The sequence below is a fragment of the Streptomyces tirandamycinicus genome (assembly GCF_003097515.1).
In the GTDB taxonomy this organism is placed as follows: domain Bacteria; phylum Actinomycetota; class Actinomycetes; order Streptomycetales; family Streptomycetaceae; genus Streptomyces; species Streptomyces tirandamycinicus.
Map to the genome: position 1 here is coordinate 3,199,488 of NZ_CP029188.1, position 22,703 is coordinate 3,222,190.

At 71.2% G+C, this 22,703-nt stretch carries 18 protein-coding genes, 3 tRNA genes and 1 pseudogene; 12 read left to right on the forward strand and 10 right to left on the reverse strand.

What is annotated here, in order from left to right:
* Positions 1 to 155 precede the first annotated feature (155 nt).
* The 3 genes from hrpA (at position 156) to DDW44_RS33540 (ending at position 4,903) form a co-directional block, all read left to right on the forward strand.
* Positions 156 to 4,169: an ATP-dependent RNA helicase HrpA gene (hrpA, locus tag DDW44_RS14125; protein WP_108906669.1), complete on the forward strand. Its 4,014-nt coding sequence runs from the start codon at positions 156 to 158 to the stop codon at positions 4,167 to 4,169.
* Between the two features lie 90 nt (positions 4,170 to 4,259).
* Positions 4,260 to 4,334, forward strand: a tRNA-Asp gene (locus tag DDW44_RS14130).
* A 122-nt stretch (positions 4,335 to 4,456) separates the two neighbouring features.
* A complete protein-coding gene (locus DDW44_RS33540; RefSeq protein WP_108906670.1) occupies positions 4,457 to 4,903 on the forward strand; it encodes a DUF6274 family protein in 447 nt (148 codons plus the stop codon).
* A gap of 429 nt (positions 4,904 to 5,332) precedes the next feature.
* Here the strand turns inward: DDW44_RS33540 and bldC are convergent, their stop codons facing one another.
* A complete protein-coding gene (gene bldC / locus DDW44_RS14140) occupies positions 5,333 to 5,539 on the reverse strand; it encodes a developmental transcriptional regulator BldC (protein WP_003949541.1) in 207 nt (68 codons plus the stop codon).
* 501 nt (positions 5,540 to 6,040) lie between these two features.
* Positions 6,041 to 6,886 (reverse strand): DUF8083 family protein, encoded by an 846-nt coding sequence (locus DDW44_RS14145; RefSeq protein WP_017950138.1) that lies wholly within the window; start codon positions 6,884 to 6,886, stop codon positions 6,041 to 6,043.
* A gap of 155 nt (positions 6,887 to 7,041) precedes the next feature.
* Between DDW44_RS14145 and DDW44_RS14150 the strand changes: the two genes are divergently transcribed.
* Both DDW44_RS14150 and DDW44_RS14155 read left to right on the forward strand, forming a co-directional pair.
* Entirely contained in the window at positions 7,042 to 8,124 is a 1,083-nt protein-coding gene (locus DDW44_RS14150) for a Leu/Phe/Val dehydrogenase (protein WP_108908834.1), read from the forward strand.
* Between the two features lie 281 nt (positions 8,125 to 8,405).
* Positions 8,406 to 8,654 carry a DUF3073 domain-containing protein gene (locus DDW44_RS14155; RefSeq protein WP_017950140.1) on the forward strand — a complete coding sequence of 83 codons (249 nt, stop codon included), beginning with the start codon at positions 8,406 to 8,408 and terminating at the stop codon, positions 8,652 to 8,654.
* Positions 8,655 to 8,711: 57 nt separating this feature from the next.
* Here the strand turns inward: DDW44_RS14155 and purM are convergent, their stop codons facing one another.
* The 4 genes from purM to DDW44_RS14175 form a co-directional block, all read right to left on the reverse strand.
* Entirely contained in the window at positions 8,712 to 9,776 is a 1,065-nt protein-coding gene (purM, locus tag DDW44_RS14160) for a phosphoribosylformylglycinamidine cyclo-ligase (protein WP_027734601.1), read from the reverse strand.
* Positions 9,777 to 9,812: 36 nt separating this feature from the next.
* Complete coding sequence (purF, locus tag DDW44_RS14165; protein ID WP_017950142.1) at positions 9,813 to 11,330, reverse strand: amidophosphoribosyltransferase; 1,518 nt, start codon at positions 11,328 to 11,330, stop codon at positions 9,813 to 9,815.
* 486 nt (positions 11,331 to 11,816) lie between these two features.
* Complete coding sequence (locus DDW44_RS14170; RefSeq protein ID WP_108906671.1) at positions 11,817 to 12,659, reverse strand: META domain-containing protein; 843 nt, start codon at positions 12,657 to 12,659, stop codon at positions 11,817 to 11,819.
* Positions 12,660 to 12,703: 44 nt separating this feature from the next.
* Positions 12,704 to 13,498, reverse strand: coding sequence for a maleylpyruvate isomerase family mycothiol-dependent enzyme (locus DDW44_RS14175; protein WP_018892980.1), 795 nt, complete (start codon positions 13,496 to 13,498; stop codon positions 12,704 to 12,706).
* Between the two features lie 219 nt (positions 13,499 to 13,717).
* Here DDW44_RS14175 and DDW44_RS14180 point away from each other — a divergent pair, with 219 nt between their 5' ends.
* Positions 13,718 to 14,122, forward strand: coding sequence for a nuclear transport factor 2 family protein (locus tag DDW44_RS14180; RefSeq protein WP_108906672.1), 405 nt, complete (start codon positions 13,718 to 13,720; stop codon positions 14,120 to 14,122).
* Here the strand turns inward: DDW44_RS14180 and DDW44_RS14185 are convergent.
* From DDW44_RS14185 to purS, 4 genes and pseudogenes are all read right to left on the reverse strand, one after another.
* Positions 14,077 to 14,538 (reverse strand): annotated as a pseudogene (locus DDW44_RS14185) (M23 family metallopeptidase); the annotation flags it as partial. The gene DDW44_RS14180 and the pseudogene DDW44_RS14185 sit on opposite strands and share 46 nt — an antisense overlap.
* Before the next feature lie 63 nt (positions 14,539 to 14,601).
* Complete coding sequence (gene purL / locus DDW44_RS14190; RefSeq protein ID WP_108906673.1) at positions 14,602 to 16,851, reverse strand: phosphoribosylformylglycinamidine synthase subunit PurL; 2,250 nt, start codon at positions 16,849 to 16,851, stop codon at positions 14,602 to 14,604.
* A gap of 441 nt (positions 16,852 to 17,292) precedes the next feature.
* A complete protein-coding gene (gene purQ, locus DDW44_RS14195; protein ID WP_017946141.1) occupies positions 17,293 to 17,973 on the reverse strand; it encodes a phosphoribosylformylglycinamidine synthase subunit PurQ in 681 nt (226 codons plus the stop codon).
* Positions 17,970 to 18,215, reverse strand: a complete 246-nt coding sequence (gene purS, locus DDW44_RS14200; protein ID WP_108906674.1) for a phosphoribosylformylglycinamidine synthase subunit PurS — start codon at positions 18,213 to 18,215, stop codon at positions 17,970 to 17,972. Before purS ends, purQ begins: the two co-directional genes overlap by 4 nt.
* 297 nt (positions 18,216 to 18,512) lie before the next feature.
* On the opposite strand from purS, the gene DDW44_RS14205 reads away from it, so the two are divergent.
* The 6 genes from DDW44_RS14205 (at position 18,513) to DDW44_RS14230 (ending at position 22,697) form a co-directional block, all read left to right on the forward strand.
* A complete protein-coding gene (locus DDW44_RS14205) occupies positions 18,513 to 18,842 on the forward strand; it encodes a histone-like nucleoid-structuring protein Lsr2 (protein WP_026282137.1) in 330 nt (109 codons plus the stop codon).
* 136 nt (positions 18,843 to 18,978) lie between these two features.
* Positions 18,979 to 19,050, forward strand: a tRNA-Gly gene (locus tag DDW44_RS14210).
* A 78-nt stretch (positions 19,051 to 19,128) separates the two neighbouring features.
* A tRNA-Gly gene (locus DDW44_RS14215) sits at positions 19,129 to 19,201 on the forward strand.
* Positions 19,202 to 19,449: 248 nt separating this feature from the next.
* On the forward strand, positions 19,450 to 20,382 hold the full coding sequence (locus tag DDW44_RS14220; protein WP_108906675.1) for an ABC transporter ATP-binding protein: 933 nt from the start codon (positions 19,450 to 19,452) through the stop codon (positions 20,380 to 20,382).
* The gene (locus DDW44_RS14225) at positions 20,379 to 21,326 is read left to right on the forward strand and encodes an ABC transporter permease (RefSeq protein ID WP_244224033.1); all 948 of its coding nucleotides are present in this window, start codon (positions 20,379 to 20,381) and stop codon (positions 21,324 to 21,326) included. The genes DDW44_RS14220 and DDW44_RS14225 overlap by 4 nt, the downstream gene beginning before the upstream one ends.
* Positions 21,327 to 21,353: 27 nt before the next feature.
* Positions 21,354 to 22,697, forward strand: a complete 1,344-nt coding sequence (locus tag DDW44_RS14230) for a histidine kinase (protein WP_167455577.1) — start codon at positions 21,354 to 21,356, stop codon at positions 22,695 to 22,697.
* The last annotated feature ends 6 nt before the right edge of the window (positions 22,698 to 22,703 follow it).

Consider the following 22,703-nt stretch of genomic DNA (forward strand, 5'->3'; position numbering starts at 1 on the left):
CACCGGCCGTCCGGGGCCCTCGCCCGCACCTTTGGGGGGTCACCCCGCCCGCCCCCGGCCGCAGTCGGGCACCGCGGCCGGCGGACGAACCGTGTCACGGAACACCGGAAATGGGTTCGCCAGTCCGCTCGAGCGGGTGCGATCCTGGATCCCGTATGTCTACTTCCTTCGCCGATCTCCAGAAGCAGCTGGCCGAGATCTCGCTGCGCGACGCGCACCGGCTCGGGCGGCGCCTCGAGGGCACCCGCCGCATCCGCAAGCCCGAGGCCCGGCAGGCCGTGCTCGACGAGATCGCGGCCGAGGCCGGCAAGGCCGCCGAGCGGACCGCCGGGCGCGCGGCACGGGTGCCCCGGGTCACGTACCCGGAACAGCTCCCGGTGAGCCAGAAGAAGGACGAGATCCTCGAGGCGATACGGGACCACCAGGTCGTGATCGTCGCGGGGGAGACCGGCTCGGGCAAGACGACGCAGATCCCCAAGATCTGCCTGGAACTCGGCCGCGGCGTACGCGGCATGATCGGGCACACCCAGCCGCGCCGGATCGCCGCCCGGACGGTCGCCGAGCGCGTGGCCGAGGAGCTGCGCACCCCACTCGGCGAGGCGGTCGGCTGGAAGGTCCGGTTCACCGACCAGGTGAACCAGGACGCGACCTTCGTCAAGCTCATGACGGACGGCATCCTGCTCGCCGAGATCCAGACGGACCGCGAGCTGCACGCCTACGACACCCTCATCATCGACGAGGCCCACGAGCGGTCCCTCAACATCGACTTCCTGCTCGGGTACCTCTCCCAGCTGCTGCCGAAGCGACCGGACCTCAAGGTCGTGATCACTTCCGCGACGATCGATCCCGAGCGCTTCTCCCGGCACTTCGGCGACGCGCCGATCGTGGAGGTGAGCGGGCGTACGTATCCGGTCGAGGTGCGCTACCGGCCACTGCTCGACGAGGCGGCGCCGTACGCAGACGGGGGTGGCGGGGGTGGCGGGGGTGGCGGGGGCGACGACTCCGACCGCGACCAGATCACCGCGATCTGCGACGCGGTCGACGAGCTCCAGCGGGAAGGGCCGGGCGACATCCTGGTCTTCCTCTCCGGCGAGCGGGAGATCCGGGACACCGCCGACGCGCTGAACAAGAAGAACCTCCGCCACACCGAGGTCCTCCCCCTCTACGCCCGCCTGTCGCACGCCGAGCAGCACCGCGTCTTCCAGCCGCACACGGGCCGCCGGATCGTCCTGGCGACGAACGTGGCCGAGACGTCCCTGACGGTGCCGGGCATCAAGTACGTCATCGACCCCGGCACCGCGCGCATCTCCCGCTACAGCCACCGCACCAAGGTGCAGCGCCTGCCCATCGAGGCGATCAGCCAGGCCAGCGCCAACCAGCGCAAGGGCCGCTGCGGCCGCACCTCCGACGGCGTCTGCATCCGGCTCTACAGCGAGGACGACTTCCTGTCCCGGCCGGAGTTCACGGACGCCGAGATCCTCCGTACGAACCTCGCCTCGGTCATCCTCCAGATGACCGCGGCCGGGCTCGGCGACATCGAGAAGTTCCCGTTCATCGACCCGCCGGACCACCGGAACATCCGGGACGGCGTGCAGCTGCTGCAGGAGCTGGGGGCGCTCGACCCCGCCCAGAAGGACCCGAGGAAGCGGCTGACGCAGACGGGCCGCAGACTCGCCCAGCTGCCCGTCGACCCCCGGCTGGCCCGGATGGTCCTGGAGGCGGACCGGAACGGCTGCGTCCGCGAGGTCATGGTCATCGCCGCCGCGCTGTCCATCCAGGACCCGCGGGAGCGCCCCGCCGACAAGCAGGCCCAGGCCGACCAGATGCACGCCCGCTTCAAGGACGAGACGAGCGACTTCCTCGCCTTCCTCAACCTCTGGCGCTACGTCCGCGAGCAGCAGAAGGAGCGCGGCTCGTCCAGCTTCCGCCGGATGTGCAAGCAGGAGTACCTGAACTTCCTGCGCATCCGCGAATGGCAGGACATCTATTCGCAGCTGCGCACGGTCGCCAAGCAGATGGGGCTGCGCGTCGAGGAGCCCACGGCGGACACCGGCGCGCCCGAGCAGTCCGTCCACGTCTCCCTCCTCGCCGGCCTGCTCTCGCACATCGGGATGAAGGACGCGAAGGACACCACGCGGGAGGGCGCGAAGGGCCCGGCGAAGGGCGAGTACCTGGGCGCCCGCAACGCCCGGTTCGCCGTCTTCCCCGGCTCGGCGCTGTTCCGGAAGCCGCCGCGCTTCATCATGTCGGCCGAACTGGTCGAGACGTCCCGGCTGTGGGCGCGGGTCAACGCGAGGATCGAGCCCGAGTGGATCGAGCCGCTCGCCGGGCACCTGGTCAAGCGCACCTACAGCGAGCCGCACTGGGAGAAGGACCAGGCGGCGGTGATGGCATACGAGAAGGTCACCCTGTACGGGGTGCCGATCGTCGCCCAGCGCAAGGTGAACTACGGCCGGATCGACCCCGAAACGAGCCGTGAGCTTTTCATCCGCAACGCCCTGGTCGAAGGCGACTGGCGGACCCACCACAAGTTCTTCGCGGACAACCGCAGGCTTCTCACCGAGGTGGAGGAGCTGGAGCACCGGGCCCGTCGCCGCGACATCCTCGTCGACGACGAGACCCTGTTCGACTTCTACGACCAGCGGGTGCCCGAGCACGTGGTGTCCGGCGCCCACTTCGACTCGTGGTGGAAGCACAAGCGCCGCGAGCAGCCGGAGCTGCTCGACTTCGAGCGCGAGATGCTCATCAACGAGAAGGCCGGGGCGGTCACCAAGGACGACTACCCGGACTCGTGGCGGCAGGGACGGCTGAAGTTCCGCGTCACGTACCAGTTCGAGCCAGGCGCGGACGCCGACGGTGTGACCGTCCACATCCCGCTCCAGGTGCTCAACCAGGTCACCGAGGAGGGCTTCGACTGGCAGATCCCCGGGCTGCGCGCCGAGGTCGTCACCGAGCTGATCCGCTCCCTGCCGAAGCCGATCCGCCGGAACTACGTGCCCGCTCCGGACTTCGCCAGGGCCTTCCTGGAACGGGCCGTCCCGCTGCAGGAGCCGCTGCCGGTCACGCTGGCACGGGAACTCCAGCGCATGGTCGGGGTGCCGGTCACGGCGGACGACTTCGACCTGACCAGGGTCCCGGACCATCTGAAGGTCACTTTCCGGATCGTCGACGAGCGGCGCCGCAAGCTGGCCGAGGACAAGGACCTGGAGGCGCTGCGCCTGCGGCTGAAGCCGAAGGCGCGCAAGGCGCTGTCGGAGGCCGCCGCGGCCACCGCCGGGCGGACCGGTGGCGAGGCCGTCGAGCGGACGGGGCTGAAGGACTGGACGATCGGGGCGCTGTCGCGGGTCTTCGAGACCCGCCGGGCGGGCCAGCCGGTCAAGGCCTACCCCGCGCTGGTGGACGACGGCGGCTCGGTCTCGGTGCGCCTCTTCGACACCGAGGCCGAGCAGGCGGAGGCGATGTGGCGGGGCACCCGCCGGCTGATCATGCTGAACATCCCGGTGAATCCGGCGAAGTTCGCCTCCGACCGGATGTCCAACCAGCAGAAGCTGGCGCTGTCCGCCAACCCGCACGGCTCGGTCCAGGCGCTCTTCGAGGACTGCGCGACGGCCGCCGCCGACAAGCTGATCGCGGACCACGGCGGACCCGCCTGGGACGAGGAGTCGTTCCGCAAGCTCTACGACCGGGTCCGTGCGGACCTGGTGGACGCGACCGTGCGGACCGTCGACCGGGTGGGGCAGATCCTGGCCGCGTGGCAGGCCTGTGAGCGCCGCCTCAAGAGCACCACCAGCCCGGCGCTCGCCGGCAACGTCGAGGATGTCCGCGAGCAGCTCGCCTGGCTGGTGCCGCCCGGATTCGTGACCCGGACCGGCCTTCGGCGGCTGCCCGACCTGATGCGCTACCTGGTCGCGGTGGACCGCCGGCTGCAGCAGATGCCGACCTCCGTCCAGCGCGACACGACGCGCATGGAGAAGGTCCGGGAGATGCAAAACGAGTACGCCTGGCTGCTGGAGCAGCTGCCCGCGGGCCGGCCGGTGCCGCAGGAGGTCCGGGACATCCGCTGGATGATCGAGGAACTGCGGGTGAGCTACTTCGCCCATGCGCTGGGCACCGCGTACCCGGTCTCCGACAAGCGCATCGTCAAGGCGATCGACGCCGCTGCGCCGTGACGCGGCCGTAGCCTTGAGTGAGTTCGACCGGACCCTCTGACCTGCTGTACAGTCTCTCTCGCAGCCAACGGAAGACCGGCTGCGAAACCTGGTCCTGTGGAGCAGTTTGGAGTGCTCGCCACCCTGTCAAGGTGGAGGCCGCGGGTTCAAATCCCGTCAGGACCGCAGCTCAACGGAAGGCCCGCGCCAAGTGGTGCGGGCCTTTTGGCGTATTGACTGGGGCTTCCGCCGCCGGTACCCAGTCAGAACAGGGGTTGCGGGGCCCCCGGATCCGCGGAGGTGGCGCGATGGCGGCATCCACAGCGAGACACGAGACCAGGGCGCTGCTGCGCGCCCATCTGGCGGCCTTCTCCGGCTACCGGCACCTCACCCGGCAGTGCCCGGTCTGCCATCGGCTGCTGCGCCTCGCCATGGACCCGGCGGAGGCCGTGCCGGAAGAGCCCGCTCCGCCGTCCGCCGCGGCCCTGGGGGGCCGTCAGACGCCTTTCGTCACGCAGGCCCTGGGGAGCCGGGAGAGCCAGGAAGACCGGGAGAGCCGGCAGAGCCGGGCGGACACGACGGGAACGTCGGTCGCGGCGGGCACCGCGACGGCGGCGGGCAGGACGGAACCGGGCGCCACGGCGACGGCGGCGGAACCCGGCACCGCGGCGACGGCGGCGGGCACGGCGGAACCGGGCGCGGCGGAAGCCGGGCACCGTGCCGGCTCCGGGGCCGAAGACCCCGTCCGTCCATGACCGATGGCGCCGCGCCGCCCCCGGCGGTCGAGTGGCACGCCTGCCACGGAGGAGGGATGGCCCATCCTCGGCAAGACCTTCGGTATGTGACGTGAGTCACCGGATCAGTTCGAGGAGCGGGCGGCTTCCCGCACTCCTCGCAGGAGAAAAATCAAATACGTACAATTGCACACCGGTCTGAGCAGCCCGGCACCACACCGCAGGGGTCCCGGAGACCCCCTACGGGACACCGGCCCCTTCCCCCGAACCGCCCATGTCTCCCCGGCCGGCCACGCCACCTGCGGGAACCCCGGCACACAAAAAGATCGCGCTGGACCCGGCGGAGTCCAGCGCGATCGACGACGAAACCTGTTGGGGCAGGCGCCCGCCGTGTCGAGCTCAGTGCAGGGCTACCCGGATTGGGGGTCCGGAACGCCCTTGATCGGGGTGTCAGGCCTCGCTGCGCTGCTGCGGGATACCCGCCAGCAGTGCACGGACCTCAGCCTCGCGGTACCGGCGGTGTCCACCGAGGGTACGGATGGACGTGAGCTTGCCTGCCTTGGCCCAGCGCGTGACCGTCTTCGGGTCCACGCGGAACATGGTGGCAACCTCAGCCGGGGTCAGCAGCGGCTCGGCATCAGGGGTGCGAGCGGTCATGAGCGGCCTCCTCGGGAGAACCGAACCTTCTCGGTTCTTTCCTCTAAATTCTGCACCTTGACCCGCGTTGCCCGAAATGGCGGACGCAGGCCGAGTCGGTTATAGGACGAACGGCTTGTCCTCGGCACTACAACTACACCATCTGTCCAGCCACGTCGGCCAAACCGATGGAATTGCCCTCTCAGGTGTTCATCAGCGGCGGAAGCCGGTGGTTCATGCCATAACGGACAGTCACGTCACAGTGACGATCAGTCACAGAGCGATCAGGAGCCATCAGACCCCCCATAGAGTGCAATGCTGAGATTTCCGCCCTTAGGTAGGCGGAAGGAACCCTCCCCGGACTCCTTGTCCTATTTTGGCATGAGGGTGGGCGAGGGTTGCAAGCGGCGACTTAGTGCCGTCCATCACGCTTGAACCAAAGGCCCGGATCGGGATGTACGTCCCCTACATGCCCGGTTCATGCCCGGTTCGGTTGCGGGAAGCGTACGCGACGCCCGACCGTCAGTTCGCGAACTGACGGTCCCGGACCGCCCGCCAGCGGTCCGTGAGCCGGCCGTAGGCCGCACCCGCGCCCTCGCCGTCACCGTCCCGAAGCGCCGCGATACCCGCCGCCACATCGGCGGCCGACCGGTCCCCGGCCAGCAGGTCCGGGGGCAGGGCGTGGACCAGCCCGCCGTAGTCGAGTTCGACCAGGGAGCGCGGATGGAAGTCCTCCAGCCAGCGCCCCACGTCCACCAGCCCCTCCGTGAGCGGACCCTCCTCGATCGTGTCCCGCAGGGTCCTCAGGGCCCGCGCCAGCCTGCGCCTGGCCTGCACCATCGGTGTGCGGTAGCGCAGCACCGGCGGCACCCCGGGCACCTCGCCCGGCTCGTACTCGCGCTCGTCGTCCGCGAACAGCACGAACCAGCGCACCGGGACCTGCCACACCGCGGTCCTGATCCACGGGCGGGCGTCGGGGTTGCGGTCCCGCCACGCCTCGTAGTCGGCGGTGGCCTGGCCCCGCACCACCGGCGGCAGCACCGCGTCGAGCACCGGGGGCGGGAACAGCCCGGTCAGCTCCTCCAGGGCCAGCCAGCCGCGCAGCCGGGTCCGCCAGGGGCAGACCCGGACGACCCCGTCGTCCTCGGTGACGAAGGCGTCGGCGCTCTCGTGGACCGGCACCGGCACGGGGGGCGTGGGCAGCAGGTCCACCAGGGACCGCCGGAGCTCGTCCTGGGCGGTGGGGGCCCGGCCGGACCGGGCATAACGGGACCAGTGACTCCGCTCGGGCTCCGGGAACGCCGCCAGCGGCTCGTACACCCGCAGGTAGGACGCGTACGGGACGAGCACTGAAGTGACGGCCGGCATGTCACCGATCCTTCCACGCAGATACTCCGGGAGAGGGTGATCCTGAGCACTGGCACCGATCTACCCCCGCGTAGGACTTACTCTCTTGCCCATCAGGTCCCTCCCCACCCGCAGGAGGGCCGACAATCGCCGCTTCGTACTTGGGAGTCACCACCGTGACCGATGTGACCGACGGCGTCCTGCACACCCTGTTCCACTCGGACCAGGGCGGACATGAGCAAGTCGTGCTCTGCCAGGACCGCGCCAGTGGTTTGAAGGCCGTCATCGCCATCCACTCGACCGCTCTGGGCCCCGCCCTCGGCGGCACCCGCTTCTACCCGTACGCCTCCGAGGAAGCGGCCGTCGCCGACGCGCTGAACCTCTCCCGGGGGATGTCGTACAAGAACGCCATGGCCGGCCTCGACCACGGCGGCGGCAAGGCCGTGATCATCGGGGATCCCGAGCGGATCAAGTCCGAGGAGCTGCTGCTGGCCTACGGCCGGTTCGTGGCGTCCCTCGGCGGCCGTTACGTCACGGCCTGCGACGTCGGCACGTACGTGGCCGACATGGACGTGGTGGCCCGCGAGTGCCGCTGGACCACCGGCCGCTCCCCCGAGAACGGCGGCGCCGGCGACTCCTCCGTCCTCACCGCCTACGGCGTGTTCCAGGGCATGCGTGCCTCCGCGCAAGCCGAGTGGGGCGACCCCACACTGCACGGCCGCACGGTCGGTGTCGCGGGTGTCGGCAAGGTCGGCCACTACCTGGTCGAGCACCTGCTGGAGGACGGCGCCGAGGTCGTGGTCACCGATGTGCGCGAGGAGTCGGTGCGGCGGATCACCGACAGGTTCCCGCAGGTGCGGGTGGCCCGGGACACCGACGAGCTCATCCGCACCGAGGGGCTGGACATCTACGCCCCCTGTGCCCTCGGCGGCGCGCTGGACGACGAGACCGTGCCCGTGCTGACCGCCCGGATCGTGTGCGGCGCGGCCAACAACCAGCTCGCCCACCCGGGCGTCGAGAAGGACCTCGCCGACCGCCGCATCCTCTACGCCCCCGACTACGTGGTGAACGCGGGTGGGGTGATCCAGGTCGCCGACGAGCTGCACGGGTTCGACTTCGACCGCTGCAAGGCGAAGGCGTCGAGGATCTTCGACACCACGCTGGCGATATTCGCACGTGCGAAGGAAGACGGTATTCCGCCGGCCGCGGCCGCGGACCGTATCGCGGAGCAGCGGATCGCGGAGGCGCGCCGCCGATAGCATCCCGCGGGTGCTCCTCGCCGACCGGGGGAGACAAGACTCACTGCCGGTCGGCGAGCCGCCCGCCGAGAAGAGGTTAAAATCGCGGTTGACCAGCGAGGACGGGGCGCCTCGCGGGTCCTGCGAGGTGGCGCGTGATGCGGGCGGCGTACCGTATGGCCGCGGAAGCAGGTACCGTTGAAGCCCTACGGACCGGTCTCTCCACGGAGAGCCCGCTCCGAACCATGAACGCGTGTCAAGACTCTGGGGCCGTCGAGCCCCGTCACCGAGGGGGTCGAGCCATGGGGCGCGGCCGGGCCAAGGCCAAGCAGACGAAGGTCGCCCGCCAGCTGAAGTACAACAGCGGTGGGACGGATCTCTCACGTCTGGCCAGCGAGCTGGGCGCATCGACTTCGAGTCAACCGCCGAACGCGGAGCCGTTCGAGGACGACGAGGACGACGACCCGTACGCCCGCTACGCGGAGATGTACAACGACGAGGAGGACGAGGACGAGGAGTCCGGTCCCTCGTCGCAGCGTCGCGGCGCTTGACGCCCGCATCCTTCAGACCCGGTCCGGGGCCCCGCCCCGGACCGGGTTCTGTGCTGTTCAGCTCGCGTAGTCGCCGACCATCCCGGCGCCGGTGGGGCGCTCGCCGCGCTCGGTGATCTCACCGGCGACCCAGGCGTCCAGGCCGCGGTCGGCGAGCGTCGTCAGGGCGACGTCGACCGACTCCTGCGGAACGACGGCCATCATGCCGACGCCCATGTTGAGGGTCTTCTCCAGCTCCGCGCGCTCGACCCGGCCGGCGGCGCCGACGAGGCCGAAGACCGCCCCCGGCGTCCACGTGGACCGGTCGACGACCGCGTGCAGCCCGTCGGGGACCACGCGCGCCAGGTTGGCCGCGAGTCCGCCGCCGGTGATGTGGCTGAAGGCGTGCACCTCGGTGGTACGGGTCAGCGCCAGGCAGTCCAGCGAGTAGATCCTGGTCGGCTCGAGCAGTTCCTCGCCGAGGGTGCGGCCGAACTCCGGGACCTCCCGGTCGAGCGTCCAGCCCGCCCGGTCGAAGACCACGTGCCGCACGAGGGAGTACCCGTTCGAGTGAAGGCCCGAGGAGGCCATCGCGATCACCACGTCGCCCGTGCGGATGCGCTCGGCGCCCAGCAGCCGGTCGGCCTCCACGACGCCCGTACCGGCCCCGGCGACGTCGAAGTCGTCCGGGCCCAGCAGACCGGGGTGTTCGGCGGTCTCGCCGCCGACCAGGGCGCAGCCGGCGAGCACGCAGCCCTCGGCGATGCCCTTGACGACGGCGGCCACCCGCTCGGGGTGGACCTTGCCGACGCAGATGTAGTCGGTCATGAAGAGCGGCTCCGCGCCGCAGACGACGATGTCGTCCATGACCATTCCGACCAGGTCGTGGCCGATGGTGTCGTACACGCCCATCCGGCGGGCGAGGTCGACCTTGGTGCCCACGCCGTCGGTGGCGGACGCGAGCAGCGGGCGCTGGTAGCGCTTGAGGGCTGAGGCGTCGAAGAGCCCGGCGAAGCCGCCGATGCCGCCGAGGACCTCGGGGCGGCGGGTCTTCTTCACCCACTCCTTCATCAGCTCGACGGCGCGGTCGCCCGCCTCGATGTCGACGCCCGCCGCGGCGTAGGAAGCACCTGTCTCAGACATTGCCTGGGATCTTTCGGTTGGGATGAGGGGACCTGATCACGGACGACGGAGCGCGTCGGCGGCGTCGGCGCCGCCCGCAAGCTCGGTCTCCAGCAGCTGCTTGCCGAGCAGCTCGGGGTCGGGCAGTTCCATCGGGTACTCGCCGTCGAAGCAGGCGCGGCACAGGTTCGGCTTGTCGATGGTGGTGGCCTCGATCATGCCGTCGATGGAGATGTACGCCAGCGAGTCGGCGCCCAGCGAGGTGCCGATCTCGTCGATCGTCATGCCGTTGGCGATCAGCTCGGCGCGGGTCGCGAAGTCGATGCCGAAGAAGCACGGCCACTTGACGGGCGGCGACGAGATCCTGATGTGGACCTCGGCGGCTCCGGCCTCGCGGAGCATCCTCACCAGGGCGCGCTGGGTGTTGCCGCGGACGATCGAGTCGTCGACCACCACGAGCCGCTTGCCCTTGATGACTTCCTTGAGGGGGTTCAGCTTGAGGCGGATGCCCAGCTGGCGGATCGTCTGGGACGGCTGGATGAACGTCCGGCCCACATAGGCGTTCTTGACCAGGCCCGAGCCGTAGGGGATGCCCGAGGCCTCCGCGTAGCCGATGGCCGCGGGGGTGCCGGACTCCGGCGTCGCTATGACGAGATCGGCCTCGACCGGCGCCTCCTTCGCCAGGCGGCGGCCCATCTCCACGCGGGAGAGGTACACGTTCCGGCCGGCGATGTCGGTGTCGGGGCGGGCGAGGTAGACGTACTCGAAGACACAGCCCTTGGGCTTCGCTTCTGCGAAGCGGGAGGTGCGGATGCCGTTCTCGTCGATCGCGATGAGCTCACCCGGCTCGATCTCGCGCACCAGGCTCGCCCCGCAGATGTCCAGGGCGGCCGACTCGGAGGCGATCACCCAACCGCGTTCCAGCCGGCCGAGGACCAGCGGGCGGATGCCCTGCGGGTCGCGGGCGGCGTAGAGGGTGTCCTCGTCCATGAAGACGAGGGAGAAGGCGCCCCGGACGTCGGGGAGGACCTTGGCTGCAGCCTCCTCGACGGTGAGGGGCTTGCCGTCGTCGTCGGTCTGCCCGGCGAGCAGCGCGGTGACGAGGTCGGTGTCGTTGGTGGCGGCGACCTGGGTGGCGCGGCCGTCCTGGCGGGGCAGGCCGGCGACCATCTCGGCGAGCTGGGCCGTGTTGACCAGGTTGCCGTTGTGGCCGAGCGCGATGGAGCCGTGGGCGGTCGCCCGGAAGGTCGGCTGGGCGTTCTCCCACACGGAGGCGCCCGTGGTCGAGTAGCGGGCGTGACCGACCGCGATGTGGCCCTGGAGGGAGCCGAGGGAGGTCTCGTCGAAGACCTGGGACACCAGGCCCATGTCCTTGAAGACGAGGATCTGGGAGCCGTTGCTGACCGCGATGCCCGCGGATTCCTGGCCCCGGTGTTGAAGGGCGTAGAGCCCGAAGTACGTGAGCTTGGCGACCTCTTCACCCGGAGCCCAGACACCGAAGACGCCGCAAGCGTCCTGGGGGCCCTTCTCGCCGGGGAGCAGGTCGTGGCTGAGTCGTCCGTCACCACGTGGCACGGCACCGAGTGTAGGCGAGATCGACCACTGGTCCGAATTGGGGATACGGCGCAGAACCGCCCCGACGCGATCGGAGGTTCCCACAAAAGCCGCGTAATGAAGCCTTTGGGGGGTCCTACGGGCCGGTAGGGGGCGGGGAGGGGCGTGCCGCACATCACTCTCCGCACTGCCGGAGCGGGTCCTGAGCGAGTGCCGGGCGGGTGCCGGGCGAGTACCGGGGGGCTCCTGAGCGGGTACCGGACGGCTACCGGCGGTGACGGCGCGAGGGCGGGACGGGGACCGCCGGGCGGGGGGCGGCGTACGGAGTGGCGTACGGAGCGGCGTACCGAGTGGAGGCGCGCCGGGCGGGAGGCGTACGGAGCGGAGGGCGAGGGCGCCGGGCGGCCGCCGGCTGACGGCTGACGGCTGACGGCTCCTCGCGGGCCCGCATGACCTTGCCGACCCTGCGGACCCTGAGCGCCCACGTCACCCCGCGGACCGGCGTCCTCAGCCGGCGGCCGCCACCAGTCCCTTACCGCTGTCCTCGGAGGTGAGGGTCAGACTGCGGTGGTCCAGCTCGTACGACACCGTGCCCGTGAGGGCTTCGGTCACTGCCTGCTCCACCATTCCCGCGGTGCCGGCACACATCTTGCGGGTGCTGGACAGCCGGCCGACGGTGAGCGTCGAGCCGGACGTCTTCACCTCGGCCCGGAAGTCGTTGCAGCCGAGGTTGCCGCTCAGGGAGCCGTCCTCACCGATCACGAAGTGCGCCCTGCCCTCGGTACCGGCCGGCAGGGAGGCGGCCGTCTCCCCCTGGAGCAGGGAGGTGACGGTCCACTTGGTGCCCACCAGCGGGGCGGCGGGCTGAGCGGTCAGCGCGATCGAGTCGCCCCCGGCGCCTGCCAGGGTCAGGTTCTTCTCCGAGACCTTCGCCTTCAGCTCGCCGGAGAAGGCCGCGCGCAGGGCCTCCTCGAAGCCGGCGACGCCCGGCGGGCAGCCCATCTCGGTCGCCTCCCCGGGCCCGACCGTGATGGTGTCGCCCTTGATCGTCACATCGGCACCGAAGCGATTGCAGCCGTAGTTGCCCTCGGCGCGGCCCTTCGCGCCGTCCTTGCCCGCCGTGCCGGCGGTGAACTCGACGTGCGCTCCAGCCGGTGCCGCGGTCGTCCTGCCGTCGACCGTGACATCCCGGACGGTCCAGTGCACACCGGTGACAGGGGCCACGGGCTGCACGGAGCCGCCCGCGTCGTCCCCCGCACCCTGGCCCGGGCCCTTCTCGGAGCCGCAGGCCGTGAGCGTGATGGCGGCCGCCAGGGCGGCAGCCGCGGGAACGATCAGTTGAGTACGCATACCGATCCGACGGGACAGGCGTGGCTCCGGTTCCGCGGGAGCCGTCAGGCCATCACGGGGAGCAGCGCCGACAGGTCGGAACGCTCGCCGCTCGCACTCACCCTCGCCGCCTCCCGCGCCGCCGCCCAGCCCTCGCGTCCCGTGGCCAGCCGCAGCCAGGTCAGCGGGTCGGTCTCGACGACGTTCGGAGGGGTGCCGCGGGTGTGCCGGGGCCCCTCGACGCACTGCACCACGGCGTACGGCGGAATCCTCAGCTCCACCGAGCCGCCGGGGGCCTTCACGGCGAGCGCGTCCGCGAGCAGGCGCACGGACGCGGCGAGCGCCTGCCGTTCGTACGGGAGGTCGAGCCCGGTCGCCTCCGCCAGGTCGTCGGTGTGGACGACCAGTTCGACGGCGAGGGTGACGAGATGGTCCGCCAGCCGCATGCCACCGGACCGGGTCCGGACCGGCCGCTCCCCCGAGCTGCCCGCCAGCGCGGCTCCGACCGTCTCGGCGGTCCGCCCGTACAGGGCCGGGAGGTCCGGGGAGACGCCGGCCGCGAGGCGCGCCCTCTCCTCCGGGTCCGCCGCGCAGCCGGCTGTGGCGAAGGGCCAGTCCAGCAGCGTGACGTCCGCCTTCGCCGGCTCCGGGTGGTCGAGGGCCCCGGCGACGGAGCCGAAGGCCAGCGCGATGTGCTCCGCGAGCTCGCGGACGGTCCAGTCACCAAGCCGGGTCGGCAGTGCCAGTTGTTCCGCGGTCAGCGTCCCGACCGTGTCCCGGATGTGCCCGAACTGGGCGAGGACGGCGGTGCGGACCCTGACGGGGTCGTAGCTGCGGGTGCGCTTCCTGGCCGGTGGCATGCGGCCGAGACTAACCCGCCCCTCGGACACTGCCCGGGGACGCCTCCGCTGCTGGCGGCCGTCCGCTGCCCGGCGGACGATGGAGGGGGCCGTAGCGGCGGGGGGGGGAGCGGGCCGCACCGGCAGGCGGAGCGGGCCGTACCGGCGGGGAGGGGGAGCGGGCCGTACCGGCGAAGGCACGGCGAAGGCCCCGCACGGCGAGGAAGGAGTGTGGCGGACATGTCCGAGCACCCGCACAGCGCCCTGGTACGCCGGGGCTACGAGGCGTTCGGCAAGGGCGACCGGGAGACCCTCCGGTCGCTGCTGACGGCGGACTGCGTGCACCACGTGCCCGGCGGCAGCCGGGTGTCGGGGCACTACAAGGGCCAGGACAACATCCTGGACCTGTACCGGGAGCTCGGTGAGCTCACGGGCGGCACCCTGCGGATTGAGCTCAGGGGCGCCTACCCCGACGGCCGCGGGCACGTGATGGCCGTCCACACGTACTACGCCGACCGCGGCGACCGCGGGATCGAGATGCCCGGCGGATTCTGGTTCACCATCGTCGGCGGCAAGATCTCCGACATCGACGAGTGCGTTCAGGACATCGACGAGGCGGACGCGTTCTGGGGCGCCGCCGGCTGAGCGGTGAACGTCTCCCTAATGCGCGGAACGCCGATGCCGCGCCAGGTGAAGAGGACGCCGTGCGCCGCCTCGGGGTCGGGCCGTCCAGCAGCTGGAAGTGCAGATGAGGCTCGGTGGAGTTGCCCGAGTTCCCGCAGCGGGCGAGGAGCTGGTCGGCGCTCGCCCTCGCGCACGGCGATCGAGCCCCGCCGCAGATGGGCGTAGAGCGCGTGGACGCCGTCACCGAGGTCGAGCACGAGGTGGTTGCCGAGGATCGGGCCCGTGCCTCCGAGCATCCGCACTACGCCCTCCACGAGGAGCCAGAGCAGCCCGGGCACCGAGTTGCGGCTCATGTGGTCGCGCCGACGGTCGATGGCACGGACCACGGTGGCGTCCGCGACCGCGTACAGCGGGGCGCCGAACGACGGAGCGGCACGACGGAGCCCGCCATCGGACATGGTCCGGTGGCGGGCTCCGTCGTGCCGGTGCGGGTGGGCGTCTCAGGCGAACAACGCCGGCACGGTCTCCTCGTGCGCGGTACGCAGCTCACCCAGCGGGAGGGTGAACTCGCCCTGGACCTCCACCGCGTCCCCGTCGACCACACCGATCCGGGTGGCCGGCAGGCCCCGCGCCCCGCACATGTCGGTGAAGCGGAGCTCCTCGCTGCGCGGCACCGCGACGACGGCGCGGCCCGCGGACTCGGAGAAGAGGAACGTGAAGGCGTCGAGGCCGTCCGGGACGACCAGCCGGGCGCCCTTCCCGCCGCGCAGGCAGGACTCGGTGACCGCCTGGACCAGACCGCCGTCACTGAGGTCGTGCGCGGCGTCGATCATCCCGTCGCGGGAGCCCGAGATCAGGATCTCGGCGAGCAGCTTCTCCCGGTCCAGGTCAACCTTCGGCGGCAGACCGCCCAGGTGGTCGTGGACCACCTGCGACCAGGCCGACCCGCCGAACTCCTCGCGCGTGTCGCCCAGCAGGTACAGCAGCTGGCCCTCCTCCGCGAACGCGATCGGCGTACGGCGGGTCACGTCGTCGATCACGCCGAGCACGGCCACCACCGGCGTCGGGTGGATCGCCGTGTCGCCCGTCTGGTTGTAGAGCGAGACGTTGCCGCCGGTCACCGGGGTGCCGAGCCGCTGGCAGCCGTCCGCCAGACCACGGGTGGCCTCGGCGAACTGCCACATGACGGCCGGGTCCTCGGGCGAGCCGAAGTTCAGGCAGTCGGAGACGGCGAGCGGCCTGGCGCCCGAGGCGGCGACGTTGCGGTACGCCTCGGCCAGCGCGAGCTGCGCGCCCGCGTACGGGTCGAGCTTCGCGTACCGGCCGTTGCCGTCCGTCGCGACCGCCACACCGAGGTTGGTGTCCGGGTCGATGCGGACCATGCCGGCGTCCTCGGGCTGGGCGAGCACGGTGTTGCCCTGCACGAAACGGTCGTACTGGTCCGTGATCCAGGACTTGGCGGCCTGGTTCGGGGACCCGACCAGCTTCAGGACCTGCTCGCGCAGCTCCCCGGACGTGGCCGGACGGGGCAGCCCGCCCGCGTCGTCCGCCTGCAGTGCGTCCTGCCACTCGGGGCGGGCGTACGGGCGGTGGTACGTCGGGCCCTCGTGCGCGACCGTGCCCGGCGGCACGTCCACGATCTGCTCGCCGTGCCAGAAGATCTCCAGCCGCTCACCCTCCGTCACCTCGCCGATCACGGTGGCGATGACGTCCCACTTCTCGCAGATCTCCATGAAGCGGTCGACGTGCCGCGGCTCGACGATCGCGCACATGCGCTCCTGCGACTCGCTCATGAGGATCTCCTCGGGCGAGAGGGTCGCGTCGCGCAGCGGCACGGTGTCGAGCTCCACGCGCATACCGCCGGAGCCCGCGGAGGCCAGCTCGGAGGTGGCGCAGGAGAGTCCGGCGCCGCCGAGGTCCTGGATGCCGGCGACCAGCTTTTCCCGGAAGACCTCCAGGGTGCACTCGATGAGGAGCTTCTCCTGGAACGGGTCGCCGACCTGCACGGCGGGGCGCTTGGTGGGCTTGGTGTCGTCGAAGGTCTCGGAGGCGAGCACGGACACGCCGCCGATGCCGTCGCCGCCGGTACGGGCCCCGTACAGGATGACCTTGTTGCCCGCGCCGGACGCCTTGGCCAGATGGATGTCCTCGTGCTTCATGACGCCCACGCACAGCGCGTTGACCAGCGGGTTGCCCTGGTAGCAGGAGTCGAAGACGACCTCGCCGCCGATGTTGGGCAGACCCAGGCAGTTGCCGTAACCGCCGATGCCGGCCACGACACCGGGCAGCACGCGCTTGGTGTCGGGGTGGTCCGCGGCGCCGAACCGCAGCGGGTCCATGACCGCGACCGGCCGGGCACCCATGGCGAGGATGTCGCGGACGATGCCGCCGACGCCGGTGGCCGCGCCCTGGTAGGGCTCGATGTAGCTGGGGTGGTTGTGCGACTCGACCTTGAAGGTGACCGCGTACCCCTGGCCGACGTCCACGACGCCCGCGTTCTCGCCGATGCCGACGAGCAGCGCGTCGTTCTCCGGGGCCTTCTCGCCGAACTGCTTCAGATGGACCTTGCTGCTCTTGTACGAGCAGTGCTCGGACCACATGACGGAGTACATCGCGAGCTCGGCGCCGGTCGGGCGGCGGCCGAGGATCTCACGGATGCGCGCGTACTCGTCCTCCTTGAGTCCGAGCTCCTTCCAGGGCAGCTCGGTCTCGGGAGTCCCGGCTGCGTGCTTCACGGTGTCCAGGGTCACGCTCGGTCGCTCCTTCGCGCGTGATCGGTGCTGCAGACGCGGACGGGACGCACACTCGCTCCCTCGGCCGCTCCGGTATCGAGGGTCACGCTCGGTCGCTCCTTCGCGCGTGATCGGTGCTGCAGACGCGGACGGGACGCACACTCGCTCCCTCGGCCGCTCCGGTGTCGAGGGTCACGCTCGGTCGCTCCTTCGCGCGTGATCGGTGCTGCAGACGCGGACGGGACGCACACTCGCTCCCTCGGCCGCTCCGGTGTCCAGGGTCACGCTCGGTCGCTCCTTCGCGCGTGATCGGTGCTGCAGACGCGGACGGGACGCACACTCGCTCCCTCGGCCGCTCCGGTATCGAGGGTCACGCTCGGTCGCTCCTTCGCGCGTGATCGGTGCTGCAGACGCGGACGGGACGCACACTCGCTCCCTCGGCCGCTCCGGTGTCCAGGCTCATGCCGCGACCAGCTTCTTGAGGATCGAGGTGAAGAATCCCAGGCCGTCCGTGCCGCCGGTGCCGATGAGGGGCTCCACGGCGTGCTCGGGGTGGGGCATCAGGCCGACGACGTTGCCCGCGGCGTTGGTGATGCCCGCGATGTCGCGCAGCGAGCCGTTGGGGTTCAGGTCCAGGTAGCGGAAGGCGACCCGGCCCTCGGCCTCGAGCTCGTCGAGCACGCGCTCGTCGGCGACATAGCGGCCGTCCATGTTCTTCAGCGGAACGGAGATCTCCTGGCCCTGCTCGTAGTCGGCGGTCCAGGCGGTCTCCGCGTTCTCCACCCGCAGCTTCTGGTCGCGGCAGATGAAGTGCAGATGGTTGTTCCGGAGCATCGCTCCCGGCAGCAGATGGGCCTCGGTGAGGATCTGGAAGCCGTTGCAGATACCGAGGACCGGCATCCCGGACCTCGCCTGGTCGATGACCGTTTCCATCACCGGCGAGAAGCGGGAGATGGCACCCGCCCTGAGATAGTCGCCGTAGGAGAAGCCGCCCGCGAGGACGACCGCGTCGACCTGCTTGAGGTCCTTGTCGCGGTGCCACAGCGAAACGGGCTCGGCGCCCGCGAGGCGTACGGCGCGCAGTGCGTCCTGGTCGTCGAGCGTCCCAGGAAATGTGACGACACCGATACGAGCCGTCACGACTTCACCTTTACGACGAAGTCCTCGATGACGGTGTTCGCGAGGAACGTCTCGGCCATCTCATGGATACGGGCGAGAGCGGCCTCGTCGACCGGCCCGTCGACCTCGAGTTCGAAGCGCTTTCCCTGACGTACGTCCGCGATCCCCTCGAAGCCCAGGCGGGGCAGTGCGCGCTGCACCGCCTGGCCCTGCGGGTCGAGGATCTCCGGCTTGAGCATGACGTCGACTACGACGCGTGCCACTGGCACTCCCGGTGGTGTGGTGCTGAAGGCGGTTCCCTCAGCGTACCCGCCCGAAAAATCTACGCGCATAGATATCCGGAGAGCGTCTGGGGAAAATCCAGGGAAAAGCCGCGCAGCCTCATTGTGGAGGACACGCGGATGCAATTGACTGGGCTTCCCAATACGATGCCGCCCGCTGTACAAAGGAATACAGCGGAATGCAGCATCGCCCCGCGACAGCCGGAATACCGGTTTCGCCCCGGGTCAGCACTGACCTGTACTGACCCGGCCGGCAAACCGCAGGAAAGGACGATATCCGTGGCGCAGCGCGTAGTGGTGACGCTCTCCGACGACATCGACGGCGGAGAGGCGGCGGAAACGGTTTCGTTCGGGCTGGACGGGAAGTCGTACGAGATCGACCTGAATCCCGCCAATGCCAAGAAACTGCGCACGGCCCTCGCGCCCTACGTGGCGGCGGGACGCAAGGCCGCCAAGCACGGGGGCCGGTCGCGCAGGGAGTACCGGCGCACCGACCTCGCACCCGACCCGGCCGCCGTCCGCGCCTGGGCGCAGTCCAACAAGATGGACGTGCCGGCGCGCGGCCGGATCCCCAAGCGCGTCTACGAGGCCTTCCGGGACTCGCGCTGAACACCCCCTCGCACAGCGGGAGAAGACCCCGCTCAGAGGCCTCGGCGAGAACCGAGTTGCGCTACACCCCCGCTGGTGGGCTACAGTTTGGATCACGCCGAGGGGCGAGGCCGGAAGGCCGGATCCCACGGAGCGTGCGGGTGTAGTTCAGTAGTAGAACAGCCCTCTTCCAGAGGGAAGGCGCAGTGTGCAATTCCTGTCACCCGCTCCGCACCGCGTACCGACCACCACGGTGGATCGGGTAGAGTGGTGAACGCGCCGCCAGTGAAAGCCGAGCGGCAGCAGTGCGGACGTGGCTCAGTTGGTAGAGCATCACCTTGCCAAGGTGAGGGTCGCGAGTTCGAATCTCGTCGTCCGCTCGGGTACGAAGGCTCCGGTCATATCGACCGGGGCCTTCGTCGTGTTTCGTGCTCTTCTTCCGTATCCCGCCCGCCCGTCCGCGTACCGGCCCCACGTCCGTACCCCGCCCGCACGTCCGCATACCGACCGCACGTTGTCCGCGTACCGGCCCCACGTCCGCATGCCGGCCGCCGGAGCTGACATTTGTCATGCGTGGTGATGACAGCGCGCACTGCCCACGGCCCGGGTCCGGCGGGACGCTGGGGCCATGGACAGCGATGGGCATGTGATCGAGGCAGCCGGTCTGCGCCGCGGTTACCGCGGCGGGTTCGAGGCTGTGAGCGGAATCACCTTCACCGTGGGGCGCGGCGAGTTGTTCGCGCTGCTCGGGACGAACGGCGCCGGCAAGACCTCCACCGTCGAACTGCTGGAGGGCCTGGCCGCCCCGACCGCGGGCACCGTGCGGGTCCTCGGCCACGACCCGTACCGCGAACGGGCGGCGGTACGGCCCCGGATCGGCGTCATGCTCCAGGAAGGCGGCTTCCCCTCCGACCTGACGGCCGCCGAGACCGTCCGGCTGTGGGCCGGGTGCACCAGCGGCGCCCGCCCCGCCGATGAGGCGCTGGAACTCGTGGGCCTCGCCCGCAGGTCCGGCGTACGCGTCAAGCAGCTGTCCGGCGGCGAGCGGCGCAGGCTCGACCTCGCGCTGGCCCTGCTCGGCCGGCCCGAGGTCCTCTTCCTCGACGAGCCGACGACCGGCCTCGACGCCGAGGGACGCCGCGACACCTGGGAGTTGGTCCGCGAACTGCGGGACGCCGGCACCACCGTGCTGCTGACCACGCACTACCTGGAGGAGGCGGAGAGCCTCGCCGACCGGCTGGCGATCATGCACAGCGGGAGGATCGTCGCCACCGGCACCCCGGACGAGGTGACCGCCTCGCGGCCGTCCCGCATCCGCTTCGTCCTCCCGCGGGAGGCGCCCGCCGCGCGGCTGCCGCTCACACTGCGGGCCGCCGCGGACGGACAGCACGTCGAGATCCGCACCCACGAGCTGCAGCGCTCGCTCGGCGAACTGCTCCGCTGGGCCGCCGAGTCCGGCGTACGGCTCGACCGCCTCGACGCCCGCTCCGCCTCGCTCGAAGAGGCGTTCCTGGAGATCGCCCGCCCGGGCACGGACACGGAAGCGGCAGGTGCCCTGTGAAAACCGATACGGCGAACACGACCCCGGCGAACCCGGCGAACCCGATGAACCCGGCGAGCACGGCGAACCCGGCGATCACGGCGAACCCGGCAGGCACGGCGAGCACGGCGAGCACGGCGAGCACGGCAGGCACGGTGAGCACGGCGAGCGCGGTTGCGGCGGTGTCCGGAGCGAGAGCCCGGACCACGGCCGCCGGACGGCTGGGTGCGCTGGGCCGGGCCGAGCTGACCCTCCTCGTACGGAACCGGACCGCGCTGTTCGTCGCGCTGCTGATGCCCGTCGCGATGGTGGGCGCCCTGCGCGGGACGCTCGGCGGGATGGACCTCTCGGAAGCCGGTCTGAGCCTCGGGGAAGCCCTCATGACCGGGGGCGTCGGCACGGTGCTGATCCTCGTCGTCTACCTCAACCTCACCTCGGCCCTGGTCGCCCGGCGCGAGGAACTCGTACTCAAGCGGCTGCGCACGGGCGAGGTGTCCGACACGGAGATCCTCGCCGGGACGGCGCTGCCGGCCGCCGCGCTGGCGCTCGCGCAGAGCGCCCTGGTGGTGGCGGCCGGGGTCGCGCTGCTCGGCGCCGACGCCCCCCGGCGACCCGAACTCCTCGTCGCCGGAACGCTGCTGGGAACCGTCGTGATGGCGGCCCTGGCCGCCGCGACATCCGCGATCACCCGGACCGTGGAGAGCGCGCAGATCACCACCCTGCCGCTGTTCATGGTCTCGGCGGGCGGCTCCGGGCTGTTCATCCCACTCGACCTGCTGCCGGACCGGGTCGCGTCGGTGTGCGAACTGCTGCCGATGACCGGCGTGATGCGCCTCGTGGAGGCAGGTGTGGGCGGTGGCGCGGACGCCGGACGGCTCACCGGTGCGGCGCTCGGGGCGCTGGCCTGGACCGTGATCTCGGTGTTTGCTGTGCGACGGTGGTTCCGCTGGGAGCCGCGGCGCTGACGGCGGGAGGACCGGGGGGTGTCCGGGATGCGGGTACGGGGCTGGAGCGGGCGCAGCGGGCTCGCCAAGGTGGACCTCTACACACGCGGCACCGTGTACCTCCTCGTCTGGACGGCCCTGCTCGCGCTGACGCTGCTCATGCTGACCCGGCCCGTCCGCCTCGGTGCGCACCCCTTCGTGGCGGTCGGCGCCCCGCTGCTGGCGGTGGCGAACGGCGTGGCGTCCACCCTGCTGGCCCGGCGCGCCATGGACGCCTACCTGGGGCAGGGCCGGGTCCCGCCGCGGCTGGCCGGCGGGGCGGCGGTCATCACCGCCCTGACGGCCGGCACGGCGCTGTGGCTGGGGGCGACGGTGGGCATGGAGGGGACGCTGCCCATGGCGCTGTCGACGGCGCTGGTCCCCTTCCTGACGGCACACTGCCTGATCGTGCGGCGGCGGACGACCGTACTGATCCACGCGGGCCTGCTGGCCCTGCTGGGCGTGCTGGTGCCGCTGACCGGCCGGAGCACCGAGGAGACCCTGTTCACTCTCGGGACCGTCGCCTTCTCGATCGGCTGGCTCGCCTTCACCGCCCGGGTCTCCATGTGGGTCCTGGCGGTGATGTGGGAGCTGCGCGAGGCCCGCGACGTGCAGGCGCGGCTCGCCGTCGCGGAGGAGCGGCTGCGGTTCGGCCGCGATCTGCACGATGTGCTGGGCCGCAATCTCGCGGTGATCGCGCTGAAGAGCGAACTGGCCGTGCAGCTCGCGCGGCGCGGTGCCGAACGCCGGGCGCTGGAGCAGATGGCCGAGGTGCAGCGGATCGCCCGGGAGTCCCAGCGCGAGGTCCGGGACGTGGTACGCGGCTACCGGGGCGCGGACCTCCGGACCGAACTGGACGGCGCCCGGGGGGTGCTGGGCGCGGCGGGAATCGACTGCACGATCGAGTCCCCGGGGGACGGGCCGCCGGTCGGCGCCCTGCCGGTGGAGATCCAGTCCGCGCTCGCCTGGGTCGTCCGCGAGGCCACGACGAACGTGCTGCGTCACGGGGACGCCGCGCACTGCGCCATCGCACTCACCACGGGGACCGGCACGGCGGCCCTGACCGTGGAGAACGACGGCGTACCAGGCCGAACCGCCGTCGGCGCTCCCGGCAGCGGCCTCACCGGACTGCGGGAGCGGCTGGCCGCCCTGGGCGGCACGCTGGAGGCGGGCCCCGCCCCGGACGCCCGCTTCCGCCTCACGGCACGGGTGCCGCTGCCGGCGGGGGGTGCGCCGGACGTCCCGGGCCGGGAGCCGGGCCGCTCCGGCCATCCGGACGGCGTCGACGTGACGGCCGCAACCGGCGTCCCGGGGCCCGCCGATCCCACCGACGACCAGAACGACCACGGGTGAGAGGGA